The organism is Synechococcus sp. MIT S9509 (assembly GCF_047303035.1).
Lineage (GTDB): Bacteria > Cyanobacteriota > Cyanobacteriia > PCC-6307 > Cyanobiaceae > Synechococcus_C.
Window position 1 is genome coordinate 2,045,865 of sequence record NZ_CP138940.1, and the last position, 24,935, is coordinate 2,070,799.

Genomic DNA, 24,935 nt, shown 5'->3' on the forward strand with positions numbered 1-24,935 from the left:
TTAGCCATGGTCACGGCAAGCCTGAACAGCACGAACTCCGCTGCTGTGACCCCACGCCTCTCACTCCAGTGCGAGCCGATCGCAGCAGACAGCACCACCATCCGCTCCCTGGACTGGGAACGCAGCCGTTTTGACATTGAATTCGGCCTGCGCAACGGCACCACCTACAACGCATTTCTGGTGCGGGGCGAACGTACCGCCCTGATTGACACCAGCCACGCCAAGTTCCGCGACACCTGGGTGCCGCTGCTTCAGGAGCAGATCGATCCCAAAGCGATCGACCATCTGATCGTGAGTCACACCGAGCCGGACCACTCAGGACTGATCGGCGATCTGATCGATCTCAATCCCGAGATCGAGATCGTGGGTTCAAAGGTGGCGATCCAGTTCCTCAAAGACCAGGTGCATCGCCCCTTCAAGTCGCGGGCTGTGAAAACCGGCGACGAACTTGATCTGGGCACGAGCGCCGACAGCGGCGTGCAGCACCGCTTTGAATTCATCAGCGCACCGAACCTGCACTGGCCTGACACGATCTTTTCCTTTGATCACGGCAGCGGCATCCTCTACACCTGTGATGCCTTCGGACTGCACTACTGCTCCGACGAGTTGTTCGACACGGACCCCGGTGCGATCGCACCGGACTTCCGCTTCTACTACGACTGCCTGATGGGCCCCAATGCCAGGAGTGTGCTGCAGGCCCTGAAGCGCATGGATTCGCTGCCGGAGATCAACACCGTCGCCGTGGGACACGGCCCCCTGCTGCGCCAACACCTCAGCCACTGGTTGAACGACTACAGAGAATGGAGCAGCCAACGCAGCAAGGGCGACAGCTACGCCGCCGTCTGTTATCTCAGCCAGTACGGCTTCTCGGACCGACTCAGCCAGGCCATCGCCCACGGCATCGGCAAAGCCGATGCGCAGGTTCAGTTGGTGGATCTGCGGGCCACCGACCCGCAGGAACTGACCGCACTGGTCGGCGAAGCCAAGGCGGTGGTGGTTCCCACCTGGCCCACGGAACCGGATGGTGAACTCCAGGCCTCAATCGGCACCCTGCTGGCGGCACTGCAGCCCAAGCAACTGGTGGGGGTCTACGACGCGTTCGGCGGCAACGACGAGCCGATCGATGCCGTGGCCGAGCAGCTGCGCAATCAGGGGCTGAAACCGGCCTTTGAACCGCTGCGGATCCGCCAGCTGCCCCAGGGCGGCGACTACCAACGCTGCGAGGAATCAGGAACTGACCTCGGCCAGATTCTGACCAGGAAGAAATCCATCGAGGCGCTGCGCAGCATCGACGCCAACCTCGACAAGGCGCTGGGTCGTCTCACCGGTGGTTTGTACATCGTGACGGCCAGCCAGGGCGAAGGTGATGCCCGTCGCAGTGGTGCCATGGTGGCCAGCTGGGTGGCCCAGGCGAGTTTCCGCCCGCCCGGCCTGAGTGTTGCCGTGGCGAAGGATCGGGCGATTGAAGCACTGATGCAGGTCGGCGACAGCTTCGTGATCAACGTGCTGAGGCAGGACCGCTACAAGCCCTTGATGCAGCATTTCCTCAAGCGGTTCCCCCCCGGCGCCGATCGATTCGAAGGGGTGAACGTGCTGCATGGAGCCGCTGAGGGCGGCCCGGTGCTCACGGATGCACTGGCCTACCTGAGTTGCCGGGTGGAACAGCGCATGGAAGGGCCGGATCACTGGATCATCTACGCGCTGGTGGAACAGGGCAACGTGGCGGACATCGATGGGCGAACAGCGGTTCACCATCGAAAGACAGGCAACCACTACTGATGGTGACCACCGTCGCAGCGAGCTCCCCATCGGCTGACCGGCAGGTGATCAGCCTGGCGATCGACCGGGGCCTGGTCTGCCTGCGGGGACTCAGCCCACAGCGGCTGCGGTTCGAGCTGGAATATGCACTGGAGCGCGGCAGCACGGCCAACAGTTTTCTGTTCGAAGCCGGGCTTGATGCAACCGGAGTTCAGCAACCCTCTGTACTGGTGCATCCCCCTGGGATGGCCTACAGCAGCGTTTTCCTGCCTGCTCTGCAGGACGCTCTACCGGCTATTGATAAGCCCCTGCTGATTGTGGTTGGGCACGTGAATCCCAACCGTGTGGCGTTGCTGCAGGAACTGGCCGGAACGTATCCAGGCCTCGAGCTGATCGCGTCCAATCCTGGCGCCAAGCTGCTGCAAGAGCTCTGGAACCGACGCAAGCCCTCTCCCTCAGGTGTTGAAGATGAGGCACAAGCACTGCCAGATTTTCCCCCGTTGAGAGTGATCCGCCGGGAGCAGACACTCGAATTGAGCCACGGGCGCAGCCTGCTGCTGATACCCGCACCAACTCCCCGTTGGCCAGGCGGACTGATGGCTTTCGAAGAGCGCTTCGGGCTGTTGATGAGCGACAAGTTCTTCAGCGCCCACCTCTGCACCAACACCTGGGCGGAAGCCAACCGAAGCAGCACCGAAGAAGAGCGTCGCCATTTCTACGACTGCCTGATGGCACCGATGGCCCGCAAGGTGGACCTGCTGGTTGAGCGTCTGGAGGAACTGAGCATCCGCACGATTGCTCCGGCCCATGGTCCAGCCATCGATGCCAGTTGGCGCAGTCTGCTGAATGACTACCGTCGCTGGGGGGAAAGTCACCAGCAATCCAGCCTGAATGTGGTTCTGCTGTTTGCCAGTGCTTACGGCAACACCTCAGCGATTGCCGATGCCCTGGCGCGGGGCGTCAGTCGTACCGACATTCGGGTCACCAGCCTCAACTGCGAGTTCACTCCATCGGAGGAGCTGGTTGCCGCCATCCAGTCTGCGGATGGGATCCTGATCGGCTCACCCACCCTCGGTGGTCACGCACCCACCCCAGTGGTCTCCGCGCTGGGAACCCTGCTGGCGGAGGGTGACCGCAGCAAACCGGTGGGAGTGTTCGGCAGTTTTGGCTGGAGCGGTGAAGCCGTGGACCTGCTGGAAACGAAACTGCGTGACGGTGGCTTCAGTTTCGGCTTCGACCCGATCCGGGTCAAATTCAGCCCTGATCGCTCGAAGGTGAAGGAGCTGGAGGAAATCGGAACCCGTTTCGCGCGCAAACTTCTCCAGGCGGAAAAACGGGCACAGCGGCGCAACGCCGGAAGCATGAGTGAAAGTCGCAGCGATCCAGCTGTGTTGGCCCTTGGACGTGTGGTTGGCTCCCTTTGCATCCTCACCACACGCAAGGGCGAACTCAGCGGAGCCATGGTGGCGAGCTGGGTCAGCCAGGCCAGTTTCACGCCCCCTGGACTCACGGTTGCTGTCGCCAAGGACCGCGCAGTCGAAGCTCTTCTACACAAGGGTGATCGCTTCGCGCTGAATGTGCTGGCCGAAGGTCGCGAGAGCGGACCGATGAAACAGTTTCTGCAGCCCTTCAAACCAGGCGCCGACCGATTCAGTGGACTGGAACTGGAGACGAGTCCGAATGAACAACCGCTTCTCCCCGAAGCGCTCGCCTGGCTGGAAGGTCGTGTCAGTCAGCGGATGGAGTGCGGAGACCACTGGCTGATCTATGCCCAACTGGACCACGGCGGAGTGTTGGATCAGGAAGCCTCGACGGCCGTCCACCACAGGCGCAGCGGCGCTAATTATTGAAGAGTCGTCGCGCCCGATCTGGGGCCGACAACTGATTCAGGTAGCGGCGTGAAAACGTCGTTTCCATGCAACGTCTGCAGTCAGAGCTGATCATGAGCATGACGAACGGTTCCGATGTGCTGGTGATTGCAGCCAGCAACGGCGAGAACCTCAAACTGGCCCAACGCTTCGTGGAGCAGGTGCAGAAACAAGGCAACAGCGCTGATCTGCTCGACCTCACAACACTCGAACTTCCCCTGTTCACACCGCGCAAGCAGGAACACGGCATGCCGGGTGAGGTGCCTGCATTACACAAACAACTGATGACGGCACAGCGATGGGTGATCTGCGCCCCTGAATACAACGGTTCAATCCCCCCGGTCCTGACGAACGCCATCGCCTGGCTGTCCGTTCAGGGAGATGACTTCCGGGCCCTTTTCAACGGACGGCCGATCGCCATGGCCAGCTTCTCAGGCGGCGGCGGCATGGAGCTGCTGGTGTCGCTGCGCATCCAGCTCACCCATCTGGGCGCCCAGGTCGTGGGGCGTCAGCTGCTGAGCAACTACTCCAAAGCAGCGAAAGACGAAAGCATTGCCGACCTCATCCAGCGCCTGATCCAGATGTCACCACTGCAGCTGTGACTGCGTTTATCGGCCAATGAATCAGAAACAACCGATGAATCAAGGTTGGTCGCTGAAATTAAAAAGCAATCTATTCAACAGAGAATCGGAATTTCATACGCGCACCACATCCAACCCACTGAAATAGCCAAGTCATTAACAATTTCCATTCCACGAATGGGCATGACCCTGGATCCTCAGTACGCGATTCGCTACCGCGGATTTGTTCTGTTGGAACAACAAAACAGCAGTTGGCTGTTCAGACCGGAACGATGCCCCATGACGCTTTTGCCATTTCGCACTCACGCCTGCTCGCTGGCGGATGTGAAAGCAGCGTTGGACCGGCGACTGAAACAGAACTCAAGCCCGATCTCAGTCGCCTGAAACCTCAGGCCGCCTGAGGCGGGGGCGTGGGCGATCCCTGGGACTGGATGGGGATCACCAGAGTGGCCCAGCGCTCGGGACGGTCGGGACGCTGACGCCTTGCCTGACGAATTCCAAAGGGAACTCTCAGCACATTGGTCCCTTCGATCGGCAATGTATGACCCCGACCGAGTGCAGCCTGCAGGCAGTCAGGAATGTCGGGAAGCTGCAGTGAGTCTGGAGTCTGTCCCGTCGATTCAAGTTGTTGTTTGGTGTCGCGACTCATTGATTCCCCATTTGCGACGGTGAATGCTGTGCAGTGTGATCAAAGTTCTCATTGCACAACTAAAAATCGAAGATTAATTTCCGATTTCGGTAAAATTTAACTCATTATCTAACTCGCTGCTGCAGCCATCTCTTCAACGCTGGGGCAGGTGCAGATCAGATTGCGATCGCCGTAGGCATTATCAATCCGTGCCACAGCTGGCCAGAACTTGTTGTTGCGCTGATCCGACAACGGAAACGCAGCCTGTTCTCGGGTGTAGGGGCGATCCCAGTGATCAGCGGTCACTGCGCTCAACGTGTGGGGAGCGCGGCGCAGAGGATTGTTCTCACGGTCGCTGTCGCCATTTTCAATCGCTGATACTTCTGCGCGGATCGCGATCATCGCGTCACAAAAACGATCAAGCTCTTCCATGCTCTCGCTTTCGGTGGGCTCCACCATCACAGTGCCCGCCACCGGCCAGCTGACCGTCGGAGCGTGGAAGCCGTAATCCATCAGACGCTTGGCCAGGTCATCAACCTCCAGACCGGCGCTGCGCTTCAGGTCCCGCAGATCAAGAATGCATTCATGGGCCACGAGTCCTCCCTCTCCCCGAAACAGCACCGGGTAGTGAGAATCCAGCCGATGCGCCAGATAATTGGCTGACAGCAGAGCCACGGCGGTGGCGTGCCGCAGGCCAGCAGGGCCCATCAAACGCAGATACATCCAGCTGATCGGCAGGATGCCTGCACTGCCCAGGGGAGCAGCAGACACCGCTGAAATGGACCGGTCACCGCCGCAGGACGTCAAGGGATGACCGGGGAGAAATGGCAGCAGATGCTCACCCACACCGATGGGGCCAACCCCTGGGCCACCGCCGCCATGGGGAATACAGAACGTCTTGTGGAGGTTGAGATGGCAGACATCCGCCCCGAAGGCCCCTGGTCTGCAGACACCGACCTGAGCGTTGAGATTGGCGCCATCGAGATACACCTGTCCTCCATGGTCATGAACGAGGCTGCAGATCTCACGGATTCGGGTCTCAAACACCCCGTGGGTGGAGGGATAGGTGACCATCAGCGCCGCCAGGACATCGGCATGCTCAGAAAGCTTGTCGCGCAGGTCATCGACATCGACATTGCCCTGGTCATCGCAGGCCACAGGCACGACACGCATGCCAGCCATCACCGCACTGGCAGGGTTGGTGCCATGGGCACTTGTGGGAATCAGGCACACATCGCGATGGCCCTCGCCCCGGGCCTGATGCCAGGCGCGAATCACCAGCAGACCCGCGAATTCCCCCTGGGAGCCGGCATTCGGCTGCAATGAAACCCCGGCAAAACCGGTGAGCTCAGCCAACCAGCTCTCAAGGTCCCGCGCCATGTGCTGATTGCCCTTCAGCTGTTCCGAGGGGGCGAAGGGATGAATGCTCCCAAACTCCCTCCAGCTCACCGGTGCCAGCTCCGCTGCCGCATTGAGCTTCATGGTGCAGCTGCCCAGAGGAATCATCCCATGCACCAGCGAAAGGTCTTTGCTGACCAGACGCTGGATGTAGCGAAGCAGCTCGGTCTCACTGCGATAGCGGTGAAACACCGGCTGCTGCAGCCAGGGGGTTGAGCGCAACGGCAAGCCTGCCAGAGACTCATCGTGATGCGCGGTCTCAGATCGTTCAGAAAAATTGCTCCCAGTGGCCTCTGCCACCAGTGAAAGCAGCTGTGACACCTCCCGGTTGTCGCTGAGCTCATCGAGGCTGACACCGAATCCTTCCGCCTGTTCGATCGGCGCGCCATCGGGAAGAACCCGGAGGTTGAAACCGGCTCGGGCTGCCAGCTGATGCACCTGAGGCGCCTGTGCGCAGAGCACATCAACGCTGTCGAAGCGAGATCCCTGCGGTAGGGAGAGACCGAGTGAACGCAGTCCCTGTTCAAGCTGACAGCGGAGATGCAGCACGCGTCGAGCGATCAGCTCCAGGCCTTCCGGCCCGTGGTGGACGGCATAAAACGAGGCCATCACCGCCAGCAGCACCTGGGCTGTGCAGATGTTGCTGGTGGCTTTGTCTCGGCGGATGTGCTGCTCGCGGGTCTGCAATGCCAGACGCAGGGCGACATTGCCTTCAGCATCTTTTGACTGCCCGACGATCCGTCCGGGCACCTGCCGGCGATAGGCATCGCGCGTGGCGAAGAAGGCTGCATGGGGACCACCACCACCCATTGGAACACCGAAACGCTGGGCACTGCCCACGGCAATGTCGGCACCGAGAGCACCAACAGGTTCAAGCAGCACCTGCGCCAATGGATCGATGGCCACAGTGACCAATGCGCCATGCTCATGGGCCCTGGAGATACAGGAACGAGGGTCCCAGAGCCGACCGCAACGTCCAGGCAGTTGCAGCAGCACACCGAACACATCGTCACCCCAGGCGAACTGATCCGGCTCAGCCACCTCGAGCTGAATTCCGATCGGCTGAGCCCTGGTGCGCAGAACCGCCAGGGTCTGTGGCAACACGGCGGCATCCACCAGAAAACGGCGGGCTTCTGCTCGCTTGCAGACCCCGAAGCTCATCGACATTGCCTCCGCTGCCGCTGTGGCCTCATCCAGAAGCGAGGCATTGGCGATCGGCAGACCGGTCAGCTCAGTGATCAAAGTCTGGAAATTGAGCAGTGCCTCCAGGCGACCCTGGGCTATTTCAGCCTGATAAGGGGTGTAGGCCGTGTACCAGGATGGGTTTTCCAGCACCTGCCGCTGGATTAACGCCGGCGTGACGGTGCCGTGGTAGCCGAGGCCGATCAATGACCGGTTAACTCGGTTGAGACCGGCCAGCTGACGCAGCTCAGAGAGAGCTTGGGCCTCTCCAACGCCCCCCGGGAGCTGTGCCTGGGGCGGACTTGCGTCAAGGATGTCCTGCGGCACGACGGCCTGCAGAAAACTCTCAAGATCACTGAAGCCAAGCTGATCGAGCATCAGCTGGTTGGCTGCGGGTCCAGGTCCGATATGACGCTGAGCAAACGGTGGCAGACACGGAACTTCCGTTGTTCTCACCACACGCTTGTCCAGCAGGGTCATGGTGCAACGAGTTGGAGGTCGCTGACTTTAGGCAACTTGACCTGGGGGACGATGTGATATTAGGTCGCGGCAACCTTGGCCGCGTAGGTCGCGGCGTCCATCAACTGCTCCAACTGGGTCAGATCGCTCGGACGGATCACGAGCAACCAGCCCTCTCCATGGGGATCCTTCTGCAGTTCTTCGGGATTGGCCAGCAAAGCTTCATTGCGCTGCAGAACCTTGCCACTGAGGGGGGCATACATCTCCTCAACAGCCTTGACCGACTCAACGGTCCCGAAGCTGGATCCACGGCCGAGATCAGCACCCACCTCTGGGAGATCCACAAACACAATGTCGCCGAGTTGATCCACGGCATAGGCACTCAGACCGACACGGATCGAATCAGCGTCCTGCCAGGCGTACTCATGGCTGTCCGCATAGCGGTAGGAGGCAGGGAAGTCGAAGGCCATCAGGCCGCATCAGCGTCTCTCAATCAGTGTGCGCCAGATTCAGGTGTCCTGCCGCAGCCAGGGCTTCCAGCGCCTTGATCAAGGCAAGCTCGACATGGGCGTGATGGGTCCCGCCCTGAACGTACAGATTGAAGGGCTCGCGCAAGGGCGCATCAGCGGAGAACTCACTGGTGCTGCCGTCAACGAAGGTGCCTCCGGCCATCACCAGGTCACTGGCATAACCCGGCATCGCTGCCGGAACAGGGTCCAGATAAGAGCCGACGGGGGAAGAGGCCTGGAAGGCACGGCAGACCAGCTTGACTGCCTCAGGCTCTCCCAGCTGCACGGCCTGGATCAGGTCGCTGCGGGATGCGCCGGCCACTGGCTGCACCGGAAATCCGAGATCGGCGAATACACCGGCCACCAGATCAGCACCGATCAAGGCTTCAGCCACCATCTGCGGAGCCAGAAACAATCCCTGCAGCAACAGGCGGTGCAGATCAAAACCAGTTCCACCTTCGCTGCCGATCCCCGGTGCCGTGAGACGACAGCAGGCCTGTTCCACCAGATCGGCGCGACCAGCGACGTAGCCACCGGCAGGCGCAATCGTTCCACCCAGATTTTTGATCAAGGAACCAGCGACCAGATCCGCTCCCACCTCGGGGGGCTCCCTGGCCTCAACCAGTTCCCCATAGCAGTTGTCGATGAAGCAGACGCAGTCGGGCTGTCGTTCATGAATGCGGGCGCAGAGGCGTCCGATGGTCTGCACGCTGAGCGATGGACGCCAGCTGTAGCCGCAGCTGCGCTGAATCAGAATCAGTCGACACGATTGGGCCAGAGCCAGCTCAAGGGCCTGATCGTCCACAGCTCCGGCTTCGGTGAGCTGCAGCTCGTCGTAGTCGATGCCGAAGTCCTTGAGGGATCCCTGGCCCTCTCCACGCAGGCCAATCACCTCTTCGAGCGTGTCGTAGGGGCGTCCGGTGATGGAAAGCATGCGATCGCCTGGCCGGAGCACCCCAAACAGAGCGGCAGCAATGGCGTGGGTGCCGCTGACGAACTGGAGTCGCACAGCCGCCGCCTCAGCGCCGAGAACGCGTGCGAACACCCGGTCAATCACCTCTCGGCCCTGATCGCCGTGTCCGTAACCACTCACGGAAGCGAAATGCTGAGTGCCAACCCGCTCCGCCTCAAACGCAGCGAGAACCTTCTGAAGCCGATCGGCCACAGCAGCGGTCCGCCCACGAGCAAGGGACTGCTGACGCTGTCGAACAGCTTCAACCTTTTGACGGGCAAATGCTCTGGCCTCACTGAGATTCATGGCCGGTGAACCAGTGCTGTCGCGATAGCGATCTGAAGCCCCAGCCATGAGAAAACCGCGGAAAGCCTCCAGTTTTCTTTTACATTCACGTTTCCAACCAACTGTTTTTGTCTCGGCTGTAGCCGTTTCGACCGCAACAGAACTGGTTCAAGGAGAAACTTCTTGGTCACCACCACACCGGCAGTCACACGCTCCAACCGCGAATTGCGCATGCGCGCAGCGGTGATGGCGCCCCGCCAGCGACTGCCCCGCAAGCAACGCAAGTTGAAGGGTGGAACCACATCCTTCATGGTGGCGATGCATGTGCTGGCCACCATCGCCCTGCTGCCGAGGTTCTGGAGCTCTCAGGGAATTGTGGCCTTCGCAGTTCTGTACTGGGCCACGGTGCTGGGCGTGACGCTCGGCCTGCACCGGCTTGTGGCTCACCGCAGTTTCGAGGTGCCCCGCTGGCTCGAGCGATTGCTGGTGATCATGGGCACCCTGGCCGCCCAGAGCGGACCCATCGACTGGGTCGCGCTGCACCGTCACCATCACAAATTCTCTGATCAACCCAACGATCATCACGATGCTGGCCGAGGCCTGTGGTGGAGCCACAGCGAATGGATGCTGCATGAGATCCCCGCACTTGAACACAAGGAACGATTCGGCGGCGACCTGCTCAAAGACCCCTTTTATGTCTGGCTGGATCGCTGGTTCCTGGTGCTGCAGATCCCCATCGGCCTGGCGCTCTATTGGTACGGGAATGCAGCCCAGATCCATGGAGGCGGGGTTGGTCTGGTGTTATGGGCGATCCCCCTGCGTCTGGTGGTCGTTTATCACGTCACCTGGCTGGTGAATTCGGCAACACACGCCTTCGGTTACCGCAATTTCGACTGTCCGGATCTGTCAAGGAACTGCTGGTGGGTGGCCGTTCTGTCCTTCGGTGAGGGTTGGCACAACAATCACCATGCCCATCCAGGCAGCGCCCGCCATGGATTGCGCTGGTTCGAGTTTGATATCACCTGGATGCACATCCGCCTGCTTCAGAAGCTCGGATTGACCCGTCGGGTCAGACAGGCCCGTTACCCCGGCTGAGCAGCTGATCGCAGTTCGGCCAGAAACGCTTCGGCGCTCTGGCCCTTGCTGCCTTCTAGAGCCATGTGTGTGGCATGAAGATCGAGAAATTCACCGTCGAGTTCCTCAGCGCTGTACTCCCTTAAACCGGCCATGACCTCGGCGAAGCGGTCACGGCGCTGATTCTTGGTGACCGGATAAGCCTCCATCACCTGATCACGACACTGGCGCCAGGCCTGTCCTCTACAGAGACTGTCAGCGATTGCCGCACTCAGGGCAGCGGCTTCAGCCGAATCAATCCGCCAGTCAAAGCCCGGTGGCAAAGGGCCAAGACCCACGAAGATCTCCAGCAACTCACCGGCTCCCAGCGGCTCTCCATGGGCGGCGAGCAATGGAACGGCACTGTCGCTCAACACCCGCAGCAGATCGGGATGCACTTCCGCCAGCTGGTCTCGGATCAGATCCAGGCCCTGATGCAGCACTGCATTCGCCTGGCCGAGTGCGAGAAAAACCTCCGGCCCCGGAGACGAGAGCTTGCCGTTGCGGAGATTGGAGATCTGGGAGTTGTGCACACGACCGAGGTCCAGAGCATCGGCCAGAGCGGGCAACACCTTGTGGGACCAGCCGTTGCGCTCATGCCACACATGAATGAGGTGAGCCATCGCCTGGCGCCCTTCTTCAAGGCGCTGGCGGTAACCCTTGTTCACATGATCAGAACCACTTGCCTTATCCATTGGTTGATACGTATCCGTATCGCGTGTAGTGTGCAGAGATCAACCGGGATCAAGTCATGGCACCAAGCGCGATTAGAACGCCTTCGCCACCCAGTCGAAAACCAGTTTCGCATCGTGGTCCCAGGCTGGCAATCAAGCCCTACCGGCACCCCAAGAGCAAGACGCGCATCGCTCCCAAGAGCGAAAAAAGCTGGGTAACGATCGGATTCATGATCGTGATCCATGTCCTGGGACTGCTGGCACTCGCTCCTGCCTTCTGGAGCTGGGAAGCCGTCACCAGCCTGCTGGTGCTGTACTGGGTCACCGCCTGCCTGGGTGTGACCATCGGCTATCACAGGCTTCTCTCACATCGCTCGTTCCGAGTGCCGCTCTGGCTTGAGCATTTCTTTGCCACCTGCGGCGCCCTGAGCTGCCAGCACGGACCAATCGACTGGGCCGGACTGCACCGGCATCACCACAAGTATTCCGATACGGATGCGGATCACCACAACAGCAACAAGGGCTTCTGGTGGAGCCACATGGGCTGGATGTTCAATGCGATTCCAGCGATGCAGGAGGTGCCCCGCATGACCGGTGATCTGGCCAAGGACCCCTACTACCGCTGGCTGAACAACTGGTTCCTGGTTCTGCAGCTTCCGCTGGCCGGCCTGCTGTTCTGGATCGGCACTGCGACCGGTGCCGGCGGCTGGGCCCTGGTGCTCTGGGGGATTCCTCTGCGCCTGGTGCTCGTCTACCACGTCACCTGGCTGGTGAATTCCGCCACCCACTGCTGGGGCACCGTGGCCTTTGAAAGCGGCGACGATTCGCGCAACAACAAATGGGTGGCCGCCGTCACCTTCGGCGAGGGCTGGCACAACAATCACCACGCCTTTCCGCATTCGGCGCGTCATGGCCTGCAGCCCGGACAAATCGATCTCACCTGGGAGCACATCCGTCTGATGCGTGCTCTGGGCCTGGCCACCAAAGTGCGACTGCCCGTGAAGTCGTAAAGTTATCGATCGCTAATCCGTCGTCGTCAGGATCCTTCTCCCATGGCCAAGCGCGTACAAGTCGTTCTGAATGAGGACGTCCTCAGCCTCGGCCGGGACGGAGATCTGGTGGAAGTTGCCCCTGGCTATGCCCGCAACTTCCTGCTGCCCTTCGGCAAAGCTGTGCCTGTGACCCCTGCCGTGATGAAGCAGGTGGAGCATCGTCGCGCCAAGGAAGCCGAGCGCCAGGCAGCTCTCAAGGAGGAAGCCGTCGCCTTCCGCACCGCACTCGACACCATCGGTCGCTTCACGGTGAAGAAGCAAACGGGAGAGGACGACGTGCTGTTCGGCACCGTCACCAATGGTGATGTGGCCGAGGTGATCGAAGAGGCCACCAAGAAAGAAGTGGATCGCCGTGACATCACCGTGCCCGACATCCATCGGACAGGAAACTACAAGGTTCAGGTCAAGCTGCACAGTGAAGTGATCGCTGAAATCAACCTGGAAGTGGTCAGCTACTGAATACGGATCAAAAATGACTCTGATGTCACCGACAAGGTGCGTCAGAGTGAGTCTTCCTTCTGAGCTGCTGCCGCCATGGTGAGCGTTCCCGTGTCAGGTCCGGGTGGTGAGGCCACCGGAGGGCAACGCCGCGGGTTCGGCAAAGGCCGCCAGCGTGAGGAACCCAGCTTCGAAGCCCTGCCCGATTCGGTCCCACCCCAGAACCTGGAGGCCGAGGAAGCCGTGTTGGGCGGCATCCTGCTCGATCCCGACGCCATCGGTCGCGTGGCCGACGTGCTGCAGCCGGAAGCTTTTTATCTCAATGCCCATCGGGAGATCTTCCGCACAGCGGTGATGCTCCACAGCCAGGGCAAACCCACCGATCTCACAGCGATGACCGCCTGGCTTGCCGACACCGGCTCGCTCGAGAAAGTGGGTGGCAGCAACAGACTTGTGGAGCTCGTGGAGCGCGTGGCCTCCACCGCCTCGATCGAGCAGGTGGCTCGCCTGGTGATGGATAAATACCTGCGCCGCCAGCTGATCCGCTCGGGCAACGAAGTCATCCAGCTGGGCTTCGATCAGGGCCTGCCGATGGATCAGGTGCTCGACAAGGCCGAGCAGACCATCTTCGCCATCAGCCAGGAAAAGCCCTCGCAGGGTCTGACTCCCACGGCGGAGATTCTCACCAGCACCTTCAATGAGATCGAGAGCCGTTCACTGGGCACATCCGTGGCCGGCATCCCGGTGAACTTCTACGACCTGGATGCCATGACCCAGGGGCTGCAACGCAGTGATCTGATCATCGTGGCCGGACGCCCGGCCATGGGCAAAACCTCAATCGTGCTCAACCTGGCCAAGAACGTGGCTCAGTTGCATGACCTGCCGGTGTGCGTGTTCTCCCTGGAAATGAGCAAGGAGCAGCTCACCTACAGGCTGCTCTCGATGGAGGTGGGCATCGAAGCAGGTCGGCTGAGGACAGGCCGCCTCCAGCAGGAGGAATGGCCGCTGCTTGGCCAGGGCATCAACACCCTTGGCCAGCTGCCGATCTACATCGATGACAAACCCAACTCCGGCGTTCTGGAGATGCGTTCCCTCTGCAGGCGACTGATGGCTGAACAGGGCAAGGAACTGGGGCTGATCGTGATCGACTACCTGCAGTTGATGGAAGGTTCCAGTCCCGACAACCGCGTGCAGGAAATTTCACGGATCACAAGAGCTCTCAAGGGCATGGCAAGGGAACTGAACGTGCCGGTGATCGCCCTCTCGCAGCTCAGCCGTGGCGTGGAATCGCGCACCAACAAACGTCCGATGCTCAGCGACCTGCGGGAATCGGGATCGATTGAACAGGACGCCGATCTGGTGCTGATGATCTACCGCGATGAGTACTACAACCCGGAAACTCCCGACCGTGGCATCACCGAAGTGATCGTGACCAAACACCGCAACGGACCGGTGGGCACCGTCAAGCTGCTGTTCGAGCCCCAGTTCACTCGCTTCCGCAACCTGGCGGCCTGATCAGGCAAAACGGGAACTGGGGCTCATCGGAAAACATTCTTTGAATGATCGCCGGCAAGCAAACAACACTGCGGCATCGGAGAATGGAGCAATGACCGCCGGCACACCCCCAACCGAAGTCTTCGACCTGATTGTCGTGGGAGGGGGTCATGCCGGCTGCGAAGCCGCCATGACTGCTGCTCGCCTGGGGCTGAACACGGCGTTGTTCACCCTCAACCTCGACCGCATCGCCTGGCAGCCTTGTAATCCAGCCGTGGGAGGCCCAGCCAAAAGCCAGCTGGTGCATGAAGTGGATGCTCTCGGCGGCGTGATTGGGCGCCTGGCCGATGCCACAGCCATTCAGAAGCGAATCCTCAACGCCAGCCGCGGCCCTGCCGTCTGGGCCCTGCGTGCCCAGACCGATAAACGGCAGTACTCGCGCCAGATGCTGCAACTGCTGCAGCACACCCCCAACCTTGCTCTGCGCGAAGCCATGGTCACCGGCTTGGAGATTGAAGGTGATCCGAGCGGCGGCGGCGAATCCTGGGATCCAAGCCAGGGAGCAGCGGCCCGGATCACCGGCGTTCGCACCTATTTCGGCAGCATTTATGGCGCCAAAGCCGTGGTGCTCACCGCCGGAACCTTTCTCGGGGGCCGGATCTGGGTCGGGCATCAGTCGATGGCCGCTGGCCGTGCCGGAGAGCAGGCTGCCGAGGGGCTCACCGAGGCACTCCAACAGCTTGGGTTCCACACCGACCGGCTTAAAACCGGCACCCCAGCGCGTGTCGATCGGCGCAGCATCGCCCTCGATCAGCTGGAGGAGCAGCCCAGCGACGCCGCAGACCGCTTCTTTTCTTTTGACCCTGGGTCCTGGAGCAGCGGCGAGCAGATGAGCTGTCATATCACACGCACCACAGCTGCAACCCATCAGCTGATCCAGGACAACCTGCACCTCACCGCGATCTACGGCGGTGTGATCGACAGCAAGGGACCCCGCTACTGCCCCTCAATCGAAGACAAGATCGTTCGCTTTGCCGACAAGGACAGCCATCAGATCTTTCTGGAACCCGAAGGTCGTGACACTCCGGAGATCTACGTGCAGGGGTTCTCCACCGGGCTCCCCGAGCCCATCCAGCTTCAGTTGCTGCGCAGCCTCCCAGGACTCGAACACTGCGTGATGCTGAGACCGGCTTATTCAGTCGATTACGACTACCTGCCAGCCACTCAACTGCTGCCATCGCTGGAAACCAAACGGGTGGAGGGGCTTTTCAGCGCAGGCCAGCTCAACGGCACCACCGGCTATGAAGAGGCCGCTGCTCAGGGCCTGGTCGCCGGACTCAATGCCGCTCGGCGCGTCCGCAGTCAGGAAGCAGTGCACTTCTCCCGAGAGAGCAGCTACATCGGCACAATGATTGATGATCTGGTGAGTAAGGACCTGCGTGAGCCCTACAGGGTCCTGACCAGCCGCAGTGAATACCGTCTCGTGCTGCGCGGTGACAACGCCGACCGACGCCTGACCCCCCTGGGGCGGGATCTCGGCCTGATCGATGAGCGCCGGTGGCAGCTGTTTGAGCAGAAGCTTGATGGCATCGAAAACGAAAAACAGCGGCTACGCAGCCAACGGCTCAAGGCGAGTGACCTGGTGGCACCAGCGGTGGAAGCGGAGACCGGCGCACCGATCAAAGGATCCATCACCCTGGCTGATCTGCTGCGCCGGCCAGGCATGCACGCAGCAGATCTTGTGCGTCACGGCCTGGCCGATGCGGATCTGCCACTGCCGGTGCGGGAAGGAGCTGAGATCGACATCAAATACAGCGGCTATCTGCAGAGACAGCAGCAGCAGATCGACCAGGTGAGACGCCAGGGCAAACGCAAAATGCCCGCTGGTATCGACTACGCCACGATCAGCACCTTGTCGCGTGAAGCACGCGAAAAACTGACCGACGTGCGGCCGCTCACACTGGGACAGGCCAGCCAGATCCCCGGCGTCAGCCAGGCTGATCTGACCGCTCTGCTGGTATGGCTGGAGCTGCAACAACGCCGCGACCAGAAGCGCACCTCGCTCGCCTCAAGCGTGAACGCTCGATAGCGTTGACGCAATCACTGGTCTGCATTGCCTCCTCGCATCCCCACGTCCAGTGCCTACTGGAGCCTCCGCGCCGAACAGATTCTCGACCGTGTGTTCAACGACGATGACAACATCCTGAAAACCGTTCAGGTGCAGGTCAATCCACAGACAAAACAACAAGAAGCCAACAAACAATTTCAACCAGGCCTGTCCTGGCCGCAGGTCAGCCTTGCCGCCATTGGCCTGATTGCTGTTCTGGGCAGCAGCGGACTGCTGCTCCACTGGAGGCTCAACCAGCAGGCGCTGCAGAGAGAAGCAAACCTTGCGTTGATCGACCGACTGCGCAGAAACCCACCAGCTGCCGGCAAGAACGAACAAGGCCGGCCCGATCGGCAAACTCCAACGAAGACAGCCGCGCAGCCACTGACCGCAGAGACCGCAACAGCAGATGAACTGAAGATCACCGCACTTCCGAACGCTTCGGCGACACAACTTGAACCAATCACGGTTCCACTGCCTTCAGAGGAGGTCACCGGCACCACCTCCAAGACCGATCAAGCATCAGCACCAACACCGCAACCTCTGTTGGTCGGTGTGGTTCACGCCGGTAACAGTGAGGGCTCGGCCATCTTTCAACTCGGCGAACTCTCCCTCTCCACTGTTCCCGGCGAATCGATCGGTAACAGTGGCTGGACTCTGCAAAGCGTCAGCTCCAACGGTGTAGTGATTGAGCGCAACGGAATGACACAACTCCTCAGTGTCGGAGGGGCCTTCTGACCACGATGAGCGCCCTGATCCCCTCCCCGTCCGTGCTGTGGGAAGCCCCCACTTCTTCAGTTCTGGCGGGAGAGGAACCTGGCTGGCTGCCTGGTCCCTGGCGATTGATGCTGCTGGGAGACGGGAGCCCCACCAGACACCTGCGTTTACTGACAGGCCACAGCGTGCAGGTGAACCTGATCGCGATGGACGCGGACACCAACCTCAGCGATGCAAGCGGTGGACCACGGCCAGCCGAGGTTCAGGAACTGGCACCCCCCCTGCTGCGCCGCCAGGTCTGGTTGAACTGCGGTGACATCACGTTGGCCTGGGCCGAAAGCTGGTGGAACCAGGATGAAGCTGAGCGCAATCTCAGCAACCGTGAACAACCGATCTGGCTCAGTCTCACCCAGGGGCGTTCGGAACTCTTCCGTGAAGTGGATGGACTGGCACTGGTGACGGATCCCTGGCTGGAAAAAGGGTTCAGCGAACGAGGACCTTTCTGGAGCCGTCACTATCGCTTTTTCAGGCAGGGCAGGGAACTCACCGTGATCCGTGAGGTGTTCAGCCCCGCTCTCGAACGCTGGCTGGGTGAAGCACCGAGACGGCCGCTTCATGCAACGTCATGAAGAAAATCAGCGTTTGATGCGGATTTTCACTTGACAACTTGCCGGCTCCTGTGCTCGAGCAATCATGGCCACATCGGCAATGGCTCCATGGAGACCTCCACCTGGATAACCCTCAACGATCTCGGCCGCAGTTTCGGCATTTCCTCGATCCACTGCGCTCGAGCCCTCGAACATCAGGGATGGCGGGACAGGCAGGGACACCCCACTGACGCTGCGGTTGAAGCGGGAGCAGTTGATCAACACATGCCGAAGAAGCACGGACGCTCAGCGCTGTGGAACGCCGATGTCTGTGCGGATCTGCTGAAGAAAAAGGGGTACCGGCCAGTGACCCGCTCCGAGCACATCGGCCAGTGGACAGACCTTCTCGAAGCAATGACTGCAGGATCACCATCAATCACCACTACGGCAGATCAGATGGCCGAAGAACTTCCCACCGATCTGGTGGAAGACGTGAACCGCCAGCTGAGCCAGCGCGGCTGTCGTTATCAGGTGTGCCGGCCGCTCAGCAACCGGCACTGAAACCGCAAGATCAGGCCATCCGCAGGGCTTCTGCTTTCTTGCGAGCCTGCTCCAGCTGTTGCTTGAGCGTCTCCTCATCCGTATGGCTGAGGCTGGTGTGTATCAAGCGGGCATTGGGCAGATGACGACGCAAGCGCTCAATCACACGATCAGGCGTTGAATCCTTGACGAGAAGAGCCAGTGCTGCACTTCCCTGAGGCAGGGTTTCGGTCAGCTCCTTGAGGAACTTGTCGTTGATGCCAATGTCGCTGAGGGCTCCCGAAGCCGCACCGGCACTGGCACCCGCTGCCACGCCAAGCAGCGGGTTGGCGAAGATCAGTCCGATCAGCAGTCCCCAGAAGCTTCCGCCCATGGCACCTGCGGCTGTCATGTTGATGGCCTGGCGAAGGTGCACGTGACCGTCACTGCCGTGTTCGAGAACCACAGCGTCCTCGAGGGTGATCAGATGCTCTTCCTGGATCGCAACCAGCTCAAGACGAACCTGCTCAGCTTCCTCAACCTTGGGGAAACCAATCACCACAAGATTGCTCATGTTGTTGATGCAACGACACTAATCATAGGTAGAAATGCTGTCGCTCAATCCCGACGGCGACTGGAACGCGGCAAAGGTCGACGGGACGACGCCCGAGAGGTTGACGAAGAGCCGGAATCCGCCTCGACATCACGACTGGCGGAACGCTTCCAGCGCTCCACCCGGAAACTATCGTCTTCCGGCCAGACATCATCGTCATCGGACGACCTCACAGACGATGTTGAGACCACTGGCGGAGGCAACACCGGCTGGCGACGGGAGAGAGCCTGGAGTGGACGTTTACGTGGTGAAGGCGTTGATCGTTCCACTGGTGTTGAGACGTCGGCACGCGCAGGGCGTGCGGACTGAAAACTCTGCGGCCGCTCATACAGCTCACCCCAGTCATCCTCTTCGTCCAGCAGCCAGTCGATTCGCTCACCAACCCAACGACCCATTGCATCCAGCCGGGAAGAGCCGTCCTGACGGTCCGTGTTGCGACGGCCCGGTCTGGCTCCGGAGACACCATCCACCAGCTGACGTCCGGTATCCAGCCATCGGTCAAGCCGCCGATCCAGGGCATCAGGACTGCGCTGCGCACGTTGTCGACGTGAATCCATAACCAGACGTTACCGACGTCTGTGCTGTAACCAGCGTTCCCGTTGCAGACCAATCAGAACGATCGAAACGCCACCGGCTTCCAGCACCCAGAGAAAAACCTCCATCCCGCTCAGCTGACCTCCGCTGCTGGTTCGTAGCGAAGCAGACAACTGGCATTCCAGCGACCCCCATGATGCCGATCGCAGCACAATCGACAGGCCGCTTGACGCATCCTGCGGCGATAAGGGGTCTGGTGTCCGCAACGGGGACAGATCGCAATCCAGCGCGGGGAACTCTGCGGCACGGGAAAGCGATGGCGAACACTGACCTCAAAACGCGACTGCGCAGCATTGATCAGATGCATGCGATGCCGAAAGCAGGGTCCGTGCCCCTCCTCTCGCTTCAGCACAAGGTCCACCCAGGCATGGATCATCTCGTGACAGAGCGTGCTTTCAGTGGCCTCTCTGGGCAGGGGATCCAGCAACGGTCTTGAAAGAACAATTTCACGCCCGAACGGTGGAGCCACTGCAGGCCCTCGTCTGTAAAGACCAGCCGTGCGCCGCAAGCGACCATCACTCCATCGCAATGCCATCAGAGGCTGATGTCCTTGGCAGAGGGCTCCCTCGAAATGCTCCCTATTCAGGCGATGAAACAGAGGGAGCAGAGGCTCAAGCGGCATGAACGGCGAAGGTCTCAAGCAATGATGTCGGCCCAGTCTGCCTCCATCCAGCGGTTCGTCAGTCAGACTCTGCACTCACTTGGAAACAGCTGATGGATCTGGGTCTGGTGCGGGAGATCGGAAGCAAGGCCCTGCTGGCCGGCGGAGGAGCCCTGCTTCTCTATTGGACGGTCACCGCGGTCAAGCTGGTGCTGAGCGCCCGCGGCATCAACCCGCTGATCAAGCAATTTTTCACCCAGGTGGCAGCGGGGCGCGTGGACGCGGCTTATCTGCTCACCACCAAGTCGTACCGGCAGCACGTCAACCGCCAGCAGTTCATTCGTTTCCTGGCGGGGTTGAAGCTCAACCGCTACAGAAACCTCAAATCAGGCCGACCTCGCCTGCAGGAGGGGAACATGATTCTCACCGTGAAGCTGATCGCTGAAAGCAAGGAGGAAATGCCTCTTGACTTCACCTTCACCAAGGTGGAGGACAGCTGGAAAATCGAGCGGATCGCCACTGTCCAGAGCTGAGTCGTTCCGACCGTGACTGCGCCGGCCTCGAAAACCGCATCGAATCAGGACAGCGAACGCGCCGCAGAACTGAGGCAGCTGCTCACCCGAGCGGCCCATGCCTATTACGTGCTGGATGCCCCGGAGCTTGAGGATTCGGTCTACGACAGGCTCTACCGCGAACTGCTTGATCTGGAGACTGCTCATCCTGAGCTGGTGATGGCAGACAGCCCGACTCAGCGGGTGGGAGGAACGCCCTCCGAAGGATTTACCAGCGTGGCTCACCGCATCCCGCTGTTCAGTCTCGACAATGCCTTCAGCCCTGAAGAGCTGCGCAGCTGGTACGCCCGCCTGCTGAAGGTGCTCGACAAAGAACCACGTGCTGAAGCTCCCCTGCCGGCGCTGCCCATGGTTGGGGAACTCAAGATCGATGGCAATGCCCTCGCCCTCAGTTACGAGAACGGGCTGCTGACCAGGGGCACCACCCGCGGGGACGGCGAAAAGGGTGAGGAGATCACTGCGAATGTGCGCACCATCGCTTCGATTCCTCTGCGACTGCACCTCGATCACCCACCGGCATGGGTTGAAGTGCGTGGCGAGGCCCTGATTCCTGATCGCACCTTTGCTGCCATCAATGCCGACCGGGCAGCGCGGGATGAACCGCTGTTCGCAAACCCCCGCAACGCCTGTGCAGGCACCCTGCGTCAGCTCGATCCGAAAGTGGTGGCATCACGTCGACTGGATTTCTTCGCGTACACAGTGCACCTGCCCGATGACTGGGTCGGTCTGCGACCAACCAGCCAGTGGGAAAGCCTCAGCTGGCTCCGCAACGCAGGTTTCCGGGTGAATCCCAACGCAGCACTGCTGCCGGATCTCGCGGCGGTGGAGACCTTCTTCAACGTCTGGGACAGCCGGCGTCACGACCTTGATTACGCCACTGACGGGGTGGTGGTGAAACTCGACGACCTGCGTCTTCAGGAGAGTGCGGGCTTCACGCAGAAAGCGCCGCGGTGGGCCATTGCACTGAAATACCCGGCCGAGGAAGCGCCGAGCCGGCTACTGCGCCTGACCTGTCAGGTGGGCCGCACCGGGGTGATTACTCCCGTGGCGGAATTCGAACCCGTTGCCCTGGCCGGCACGAATGTCAGTCGCGCCACCCTGCACAACGCCGACCGACTGGCGGAACTGGATCTCCACAGCGGCGACACCATCGTTGTGCGCAAGGCCGGCGAGATCATCCCTGAGGTGCTGCGAGTGCTTCCCGAGCTCAGACCTGAAGGAGCTTTACCGCTTGATCTGCCCTATCAGTGCCCCAGTTGCAACTCCGACCTGGTCAGGGAAAACGGTGAAGCCGCAACCCGCTGCGTGAACATCAGCTGCCCGGCGATCCTGCAAGGCGCTCTGCGCCACTGGGTCGGCAAAGGTGCCCTCGATGTGGAGGGATTGGGAGGGAAGTTGATCGAGCAACTGGTGGAGCGAGGTCTGGTGCGCTCAGTCTCCGATCTGTACCGCCTGGATGTGGCACTGCTCAGCAGCCTGGAACGGATGGGTGAGAAAAGCGCCGAAAACCTCGTGACTGCCATCGACGCATCCCGCTCCAAGCCATGGGCTCGCCAGCTTTACGCACTCGGCGTCCACCACGTGGGCGAAGTCAACGCCAAAGCGCTCGCCGCAGCCTTTCCAGACGTTGACACGCTGGCTCAAACCGCCGTTGCTCAGCCTGAGGCGATCACTGAGCTGCATGGCATTGGTCAGGAGATCACCCAGAGCCTGCAGCAATGGTTCAGCACCAGAGCCAATCAGGCGCTGGTTCAGCAGCTGAAGGAGGTCGGGCTCTCACTGGCCGCCACTGAGCAGGAGCGCAAGGACCTTGCAAGCCGCAGCGATGAGGACGGGACGCTGTCCGGTCAGACCGTGGTCATCACCGGCACACTTCCATCGATGAGCCGAGCTCAGGCGAAGGAGCTGATTGAAGCGGCAGGAGGCAAGGTCAGTGGCTCCGTCAGCAAAAAGACGTCCTTCGTACTCGCGGGCGAAGAGGCTGGCAGCAAGCTGGAAAAGGCCAACAAGCTGGGCATCAGGGTGATCGATGAAGACGGACTGATCGCTTTGCTCGAACCGATCGAAAGCTGAAAACGTTTGTCGGTGATCAAAACATCCCCTCGATGATTGCGATGGCGGAGACTGAAGCAGTCATCATGCCCAGCATCTAGGCCTGTGGACTCGTCAACTCCCCTTCACAGCGTTCTGGACAATCTGTCCGGCGAATGGCAGATCAACCTCGAGAACCGCATTCCACGCAAGGAGCTCTACCAGGCCCGAATTGAATCCTCCAAGCCGTCACTCGGCTTCTTCGTGCTGCTGCTGTGCGCGGCGGTGATCGCCACGCTTGGACTGATCTCCAACAGCACAGCAGTGGTGATCGGAGCCATGATCGTGGCGCCACTGATGGATCCGATCCTCAGCCTCGCTTTCGCCCTCTCGATCAGCAACAACAAGCTGGCGAAGCGCTCATTGATGACTGTGGTGATCGGTGTGATCGCCGTGATCGCCACCGCAGCTTTGTTGTCGTTACTGCTGGATGTGAGTGAGGTGAATCGGGAGATGACCTCCCGAACGTCGCCCAACCTGATTGACCTGGGCGTTGCCGTGGCGGCCGCCGTGGCTGGTTCCTTCAGCATGACCCGCGAAAGGCTGTCCAATTCACTGGCCGGAGTCGCCATCGCCGTGGCACTGGTTCCACCACTGTGCGTCTGCGGCATCGGCCTGAGCATGGGCAATGAGGTGGTGGCGGTGTTTGGTCGCGGCACTGTGGCCGGCCTCACCAATCAGATCTCCGAGGGTTCCTTCCTGCTGTTCGTGGTCAACCTGATCGGAATCACGGTGGCGAGCTTGTTCATCTTCCTTGTGCAGCGCTACGGCAGCGTTGTTCAGTGCTGGCGCAATCTGCTTGTGTGGCTGGCTCTGCTTGGTTTGTTGTGCATCCCTCTCTCTTCCGCCCTGCACGACTTCAGCGTCAGGCAGGAAATTGTCAGCAGATTCGACACCTTCAAGGCCGGTCAGGTCAATCAACTGAGAATCACCAGCAAGAACCCCTATCTGTGGCAGAGGGTGCGGCTGCTGTTCAGCAATGTGCGGGTGATCAACAACAAGGCCAGCGTGGACCTGGTTCTGAGCGCACCGAAGGGCGTACTGAACGAAGGCCTGGCCAATGAACTCTCCGAAACCATCGTGCGCAGCTCCAAGGAAGAGTTCAACCTTGATGACACCAAGGTCACGATCAGCGTGATTCCCAATCAGATCAATAAATTCAGCGACAGCTCAGCGCTGCCATCGACTCAATGATCAAGTCATGACCAATGCGGAGAGAGATCGTCCCCCCATCTTCAGGTGGATCAAAACGGAGTGCGGTCGGGCCAAATACACCGAGCTCAGCAGCCGCAGAGGGTTCACAGCCAAAGCCAGGCTGTATTGGTTTGTCGGGATCGCCGCTCTGCGTGACTGGCAACTGCCCGATCCTGATCAGATCTCAGGACCCTGAGCATCAGCACCTGCGTCCTGAAGGGCTTTGCGAGCGGAACGTCCCACCAGCCACACAACTCCCACCGTGGCCAGCACGCCCACAACCCGAAGAACCCAGGCTTGCGCTGAAGTCTCTCCGGCCAGCACTTCGCCGAACCTTGCGGCACTGCCGGCCAGAGCACCTAGAGCACAGAACAGAATCGTGCCGGGAATGATCCCGATCAAGCCAAGGTTGTAATCCCGCAGACTCACCTCACTGAGTCCGTAAGCCAGGTTCAGCAAAGAGAATGGGAACGCTGGTGACAGGCGCGTCAGCAACACCAAACGAAACCCCTCCCTGCTGACGGCCTTCTCAATCGCCAGCAGCTTCGGGAAACGGCTCAGTCGCTGTTGCGCCCAGCCCCTGAGCCAGTGCCTGCCCAGCAGAAACGCAGCCTCGGCACCCAGGCTCGCCCCGGCAAACACAAGCAGGCTTCCCAACCAGGGGCCATACAAGGCTCCGGCCAGCATCGAAGCCCAGATCCCTGGCAGCAGCAGAGTCACCCAGATGGCATAAAGAGGAATGAACAGCAGGGCTCCAGCTGGCGACTCCAGCCATGCCAGAAGAGCTTCGGTGTCGATCAGCTGAGCGATTGCTTCCATCCTTCAACCATCGGTGCCATCACCGTTCCATGGGACGCAGCGACAACGCAACCGCACCACAATGACGTCCGTAACCAGTGGCATCCGAACACTGACCAAACCCTCTTCCGGCTTAGCGTCGAATCGTTGA

General features: G+C 60.6%; 25 protein-coding genes. 16 read left to right on the top strand and 9 right to left on the bottom strand.

Going from position 1 to position 24,935, the window contains the following annotated elements; translation table 11 throughout:
* Nucleotides 1-6 precede the first annotated feature (6 nt).
* From SIB73_RS11710 to SIB73_RS11725, 4 genes are all read left to right on the top strand, one after another.
* Nucleotides 7-1,779, top strand: a complete 1,773-nt coding sequence (locus tag SIB73_RS11710; protein WP_413404912.1) for a diflavin flavoprotein — start codon at nt 7-9, stop codon at nt 1,777-1,779.
* Complete coding sequence (locus SIB73_RS11715; RefSeq protein WP_413404910.1) at nt 1,779-3,608, top strand: flavin reductase; 1,830 nt, start codon at nt 1,779-1,781, stop codon at nt 3,606-3,608. The genes SIB73_RS11710 and SIB73_RS11715 overlap by 1 nt, the downstream gene beginning before the upstream one ends.
* Before the next feature lie 92 nt (nt 3,609-3,700).
* Nucleotides 3,701-4,228: an NAD(P)H-dependent oxidoreductase gene (locus tag SIB73_RS11720; RefSeq protein WP_413406229.1), complete on the top strand. Its 528-nt coding sequence runs from the start codon at nt 3,701-3,703 to the stop codon at nt 4,226-4,228.
* A gap of 156 nt (nt 4,229-4,384) precedes the next feature.
* Nucleotides 4,385-4,591 carry a hypothetical protein gene (locus SIB73_RS11725; RefSeq protein ID WP_413404908.1) on the top strand — a complete coding sequence of 69 codons (207 nt, stop codon included), beginning with the start codon at nt 4,385-4,387 and terminating at the stop codon, nt 4,589-4,591.
* A 4-nt stretch (nt 4,592-4,595) separates the two neighbouring features.
* On the opposite strand, the gene SIB73_RS11730 is transcribed toward SIB73_RS11725, so the two are convergent.
* The 4 genes from SIB73_RS11730 to SIB73_RS11745 form a co-directional block, all read right to left on the bottom strand.
* Complete coding sequence (locus SIB73_RS11730; protein WP_413404906.1) at nt 4,596-4,856, bottom strand: hypothetical protein; 261 nt, start codon at nt 4,854-4,856, stop codon at nt 4,596-4,598.
* A gap of 108 nt (nt 4,857-4,964) precedes the next feature.
* A complete protein-coding gene (gene gcvP, locus SIB73_RS11735; protein WP_413404904.1) occupies nt 4,965-7,895 on the bottom strand; it encodes an aminomethyl-transferring glycine dehydrogenase in 2,931 nt (976 codons plus the stop codon).
* 59 nt (nt 7,896-7,954) lie between these two features.
* Complete coding sequence (gcvH, locus tag SIB73_RS11740) at nt 7,955-8,344, bottom strand: glycine cleavage system protein GcvH (protein WP_413404903.1); 390 nt, start codon at nt 8,342-8,344, stop codon at nt 7,955-7,957.
* Nucleotides 8,345-8,363: 19 nt separating this feature from the next.
* Complete coding sequence (locus SIB73_RS11745) at nt 8,364-9,641, bottom strand: aminotransferase class I/II-fold pyridoxal phosphate-dependent enzyme (RefSeq protein ID WP_413406227.1); 1,278 nt, start codon at nt 9,639-9,641, stop codon at nt 8,364-8,366.
* Between the two features lie 210 nt (nt 9,642-9,851).
* On the opposite strand from SIB73_RS11745, the gene SIB73_RS11750 reads away from it, so the two are divergent.
* A complete protein-coding gene (locus SIB73_RS11750; RefSeq protein ID WP_413406225.1) occupies nt 9,852-10,715 on the top strand; it encodes an acyl-CoA desaturase in 864 nt (287 codons plus the stop codon).
* On the opposite strand, the gene SIB73_RS11755 is transcribed toward SIB73_RS11750, so the two are convergent.
* Nucleotides 10,703-11,428, bottom strand: a complete 726-nt coding sequence (locus tag SIB73_RS11755) for a hypothetical protein (RefSeq protein ID WP_413404901.1) — start codon at nt 11,426-11,428, stop codon at nt 10,703-10,705. The two genes, SIB73_RS11750 and SIB73_RS11755, sit on opposite strands and share 13 nt — an antisense overlap.
* Nucleotides 11,429-11,484: 56 nt before the next feature.
* On the opposite strand from SIB73_RS11755, the gene SIB73_RS11760 reads away from it, so the two are divergent.
* From SIB73_RS11760 to SIB73_RS11790, 7 genes are all read left to right on the top strand, one after another.
* Nucleotides 11,485-12,417 carry an acyl-CoA desaturase gene (locus SIB73_RS11760; protein WP_413404900.1) on the top strand — a complete coding sequence of 311 codons (933 nt, stop codon included), beginning with the start codon at nt 11,485-11,487 and terminating at the stop codon, nt 12,415-12,417.
* Nucleotides 12,418-12,459: 42 nt separating this feature from the next.
* Nucleotides 12,460-12,918: a 50S ribosomal protein L9 gene (gene rplI, locus SIB73_RS11765; RefSeq protein WP_413404898.1), complete on the top strand. Its 459-nt coding sequence runs from the start codon at nt 12,460-12,462 to the stop codon at nt 12,916-12,918.
* 75 nt (nt 12,919-12,993) lie between these two features.
* Complete coding sequence (dnaB, locus tag SIB73_RS11770; protein WP_413404896.1) at nt 12,994-14,412, top strand: replicative DNA helicase; 1,419 nt, start codon at nt 12,994-12,996, stop codon at nt 14,410-14,412.
* A gap of 91 nt (nt 14,413-14,503) precedes the next feature.
* Nucleotides 14,504-16,480, top strand: coding sequence for a tRNA uridine-5-carboxymethylaminomethyl(34) synthesis enzyme MnmG (gene mnmG / locus SIB73_RS11775; RefSeq protein WP_413404894.1), 1,977 nt, complete (start codon nt 14,504-14,506; stop codon nt 16,478-16,480).
* Between the two features lie 24 nt (nt 16,481-16,504).
* On the top strand, nt 16,505-17,236 hold the full coding sequence (locus SIB73_RS11780) for a hypothetical protein (protein ID WP_413404892.1): 732 nt from the start codon (nt 16,505-16,507) through the stop codon (nt 17,234-17,236).
* A gap of 5 nt (nt 17,237-17,241) precedes the next feature.
* The gene (locus SIB73_RS11785) at nt 17,242-17,844 is read left to right on the top strand and encodes a chorismate lyase (RefSeq protein WP_413404890.1); all 603 of its coding nucleotides are present in this window, start codon (nt 17,242-17,244) and stop codon (nt 17,842-17,844) included.
* Nucleotides 17,845-17,931: 87 nt separating this feature from the next.
* Nucleotides 17,932-18,363 carry a hypothetical protein gene (locus SIB73_RS11790; RefSeq protein ID WP_413404889.1) on the top strand — a complete coding sequence of 144 codons (432 nt, stop codon included), beginning with the start codon at nt 17,932-17,934 and terminating at the stop codon, nt 18,361-18,363.
* A gap of 10 nt (nt 18,364-18,373) precedes the next feature.
* Here the strand turns inward: SIB73_RS11790 and SIB73_RS11795 are convergent, their stop codons facing one another.
* The 3 genes from SIB73_RS11795 to SIB73_RS11805 form a co-directional block, all read right to left on the bottom strand.
* Nucleotides 18,374-18,895, bottom strand: coding sequence for a DUF1269 domain-containing protein (locus SIB73_RS11795; RefSeq protein WP_413404888.1), 522 nt, complete (start codon nt 18,893-18,895; stop codon nt 18,374-18,376).
* Nucleotides 18,896-18,939: 44 nt separating this feature from the next.
* Nucleotides 18,940-19,491, bottom strand: coding sequence for an RNA helicase (locus tag SIB73_RS11800; RefSeq protein ID WP_413404886.1), 552 nt, complete (start codon nt 19,489-19,491; stop codon nt 18,940-18,942).
* A gap of 110 nt (nt 19,492-19,601) precedes the next feature.
* The gene (locus SIB73_RS11805) at nt 19,602-20,150 is read right to left on the bottom strand and encodes a SprT family zinc-dependent metalloprotease (RefSeq protein ID WP_413404884.1); all 549 of its coding nucleotides are present in this window, start codon (nt 20,148-20,150) and stop codon (nt 19,602-19,604) included.
* Between the two features lie 92 nt (nt 20,151-20,242).
* Between SIB73_RS11805 and SIB73_RS11810 the strand changes: the two genes are divergently transcribed.
* From SIB73_RS11810 to SIB73_RS11825, 4 genes are all read left to right on the top strand, one after another.
* The gene (locus tag SIB73_RS11810; RefSeq protein ID WP_413404882.1) at nt 20,243-20,662 is read left to right on the top strand and encodes a hypothetical protein; all 420 of its coding nucleotides are present in this window, start codon (nt 20,243-20,245) and stop codon (nt 20,660-20,662) included.
* A gap of 12 nt (nt 20,663-20,674) precedes the next feature.
* The gene (ligA, locus tag SIB73_RS11815; RefSeq protein WP_413404880.1) at nt 20,675-22,774 is read left to right on the top strand and encodes an NAD-dependent DNA ligase LigA; all 2,100 of its coding nucleotides are present in this window, start codon (nt 20,675-20,677) and stop codon (nt 22,772-22,774) included.
* An 84-nt stretch (nt 22,775-22,858) separates the two neighbouring features.
* Nucleotides 22,859-23,986 (top strand): TIGR00341 family protein, encoded by a 1,128-nt coding sequence (locus SIB73_RS11820; RefSeq protein WP_413404878.1) that lies wholly within the window; start codon nt 22,859-22,861, stop codon nt 23,984-23,986.
* A 7-nt stretch (nt 23,987-23,993) separates the two neighbouring features.
* Nucleotides 23,994-24,182 (top strand): hypothetical protein, encoded by a 189-nt coding sequence (locus SIB73_RS11825; protein ID WP_413404876.1) that lies wholly within the window; start codon nt 23,994-23,996, stop codon nt 24,180-24,182.
* Here the strand turns inward: SIB73_RS11825 and SIB73_RS11830 are convergent.
* On the bottom strand, nt 24,164-24,805 hold the full coding sequence (locus tag SIB73_RS11830) for a TVP38/TMEM64 family protein (RefSeq protein ID WP_413404874.1): 642 nt from the start codon (nt 24,803-24,805) through the stop codon (nt 24,164-24,166). The two genes, SIB73_RS11825 and SIB73_RS11830, sit on opposite strands and share 19 nt — an antisense overlap.
* Nucleotides 24,806-24,935: the final 130 nt, after the last annotated feature.

Bases quoted from the DNA above. Each gene is read 5' to 3' on its own strand.
- SIB73_RS11710 (WP_413404912.1), top strand. From the start codon at position 7: ATGGTCACGGCAAGCCTGAACAGCACGAACTCCGCTGCTGTGACCCCA.
- SIB73_RS11715 (WP_413404910.1), top strand. From the start codon at position 1,779: ATGGTGACCACCGTCGCAGCGAGCTCCCCATCGGCTGACCGGCAGGTG.
- SIB73_RS11720 (WP_413406229.1), top strand. From the start codon at position 3,701: ATGAGCATGACGAACGGTTCCGATGTGCTGGTGATTGCAGCCAGCAAC.
- SIB73_RS11725 (WP_413404908.1), top strand. From the start codon at position 4,385: ATGGGCATGACCCTGGATCCTCAGTACGCGATTCGCTACCGCGGATTT.
- SIB73_RS11730 (WP_413404906.1), bottom strand. From the start codon at position 4,856: ATGAGTCGCGACACCAAACAACAACTTGAATCGACGGGACAGACTCCA.
- gcvP (WP_413404904.1), bottom strand. From the start codon at position 7,895: ATGACCCTGCTGGACAAGCGTGTGGTGAGAACAACGGAAGTTCCGTGT.
- gcvH (WP_413404903.1), bottom strand. From the start codon at position 8,344: ATGGCCTTCGACTTCCCTGCCTCCTACCGCTATGCGGACAGCCATGAG.
- SIB73_RS11745 (WP_413406227.1), bottom strand. From the start codon at position 9,641: ATGAATCTCAGTGAGGCCAGAGCATTTGCCCGTCAAAAGGTTGAAGCT.
- SIB73_RS11750 (WP_413406225.1), top strand. From the start codon at position 9,852: ATGCGCGCAGCGGTGATGGCGCCCCGCCAGCGACTGCCCCGCAAGCAA.
- SIB73_RS11755 (WP_413404901.1), bottom strand. From the start codon at position 11,428: ATGGATAAGGCAAGTGGTTCTGATCATGTGAACAAGGGTTACCGCCAG.
- SIB73_RS11760 (WP_413404900.1), top strand. From the start codon at position 11,485: ATGGCACCAAGCGCGATTAGAACGCCTTCGCCACCCAGTCGAAAACCA.
- rplI (WP_413404898.1), top strand. From the start codon at position 12,460: ATGGCCAAGCGCGTACAAGTCGTTCTGAATGAGGACGTCCTCAGCCTC.
- dnaB (WP_413404896.1), top strand. From the start codon at position 12,994: ATGGTGAGCGTTCCCGTGTCAGGTCCGGGTGGTGAGGCCACCGGAGGG.
- mnmG (WP_413404894.1), top strand. From the start codon at position 14,504: ATGACCGCCGGCACACCCCCAACCGAAGTCTTCGACCTGATTGTCGTG.
- SIB73_RS11785 (WP_413404890.1), top strand. From the start codon at position 17,242: ATGAGCGCCCTGATCCCCTCCCCGTCCGTGCTGTGGGAAGCCCCCACT.
- SIB73_RS11790 (WP_413404889.1), top strand. From the start codon at position 17,932: ATGGAGACCTCCACCTGGATAACCCTCAACGATCTCGGCCGCAGTTTC.
- SIB73_RS11795 (WP_413404888.1), bottom strand. From the start codon at position 18,895: ATGAGCAATCTTGTGGTGATTGGTTTCCCCAAGGTTGAGGAAGCTGAG.
- SIB73_RS11800 (WP_413404886.1), bottom strand. From the start codon at position 19,491: ATGGATTCACGTCGACAACGTGCGCAGCGCAGTCCTGATGCCCTGGAT.
- SIB73_RS11805 (WP_413404884.1), bottom strand. From the start codon at position 20,150: ATGCCGCTTGAGCCTCTGCTCCCTCTGTTTCATCGCCTGAATAGGGAG.
- SIB73_RS11810 (WP_413404882.1), top strand. From the start codon at position 20,243: ATGGATCTGGGTCTGGTGCGGGAGATCGGAAGCAAGGCCCTGCTGGCC.
- SIB73_RS11825 (WP_413404876.1), top strand. From the start codon at position 23,994: ATGACCAATGCGGAGAGAGATCGTCCCCCCATCTTCAGGTGGATCAAA.
- SIB73_RS11830 (WP_413404874.1), bottom strand. From the start codon at position 24,805: ATGGAAGCAATCGCTCAGCTGATCGACACCGAAGCTCTTCTGGCATGG.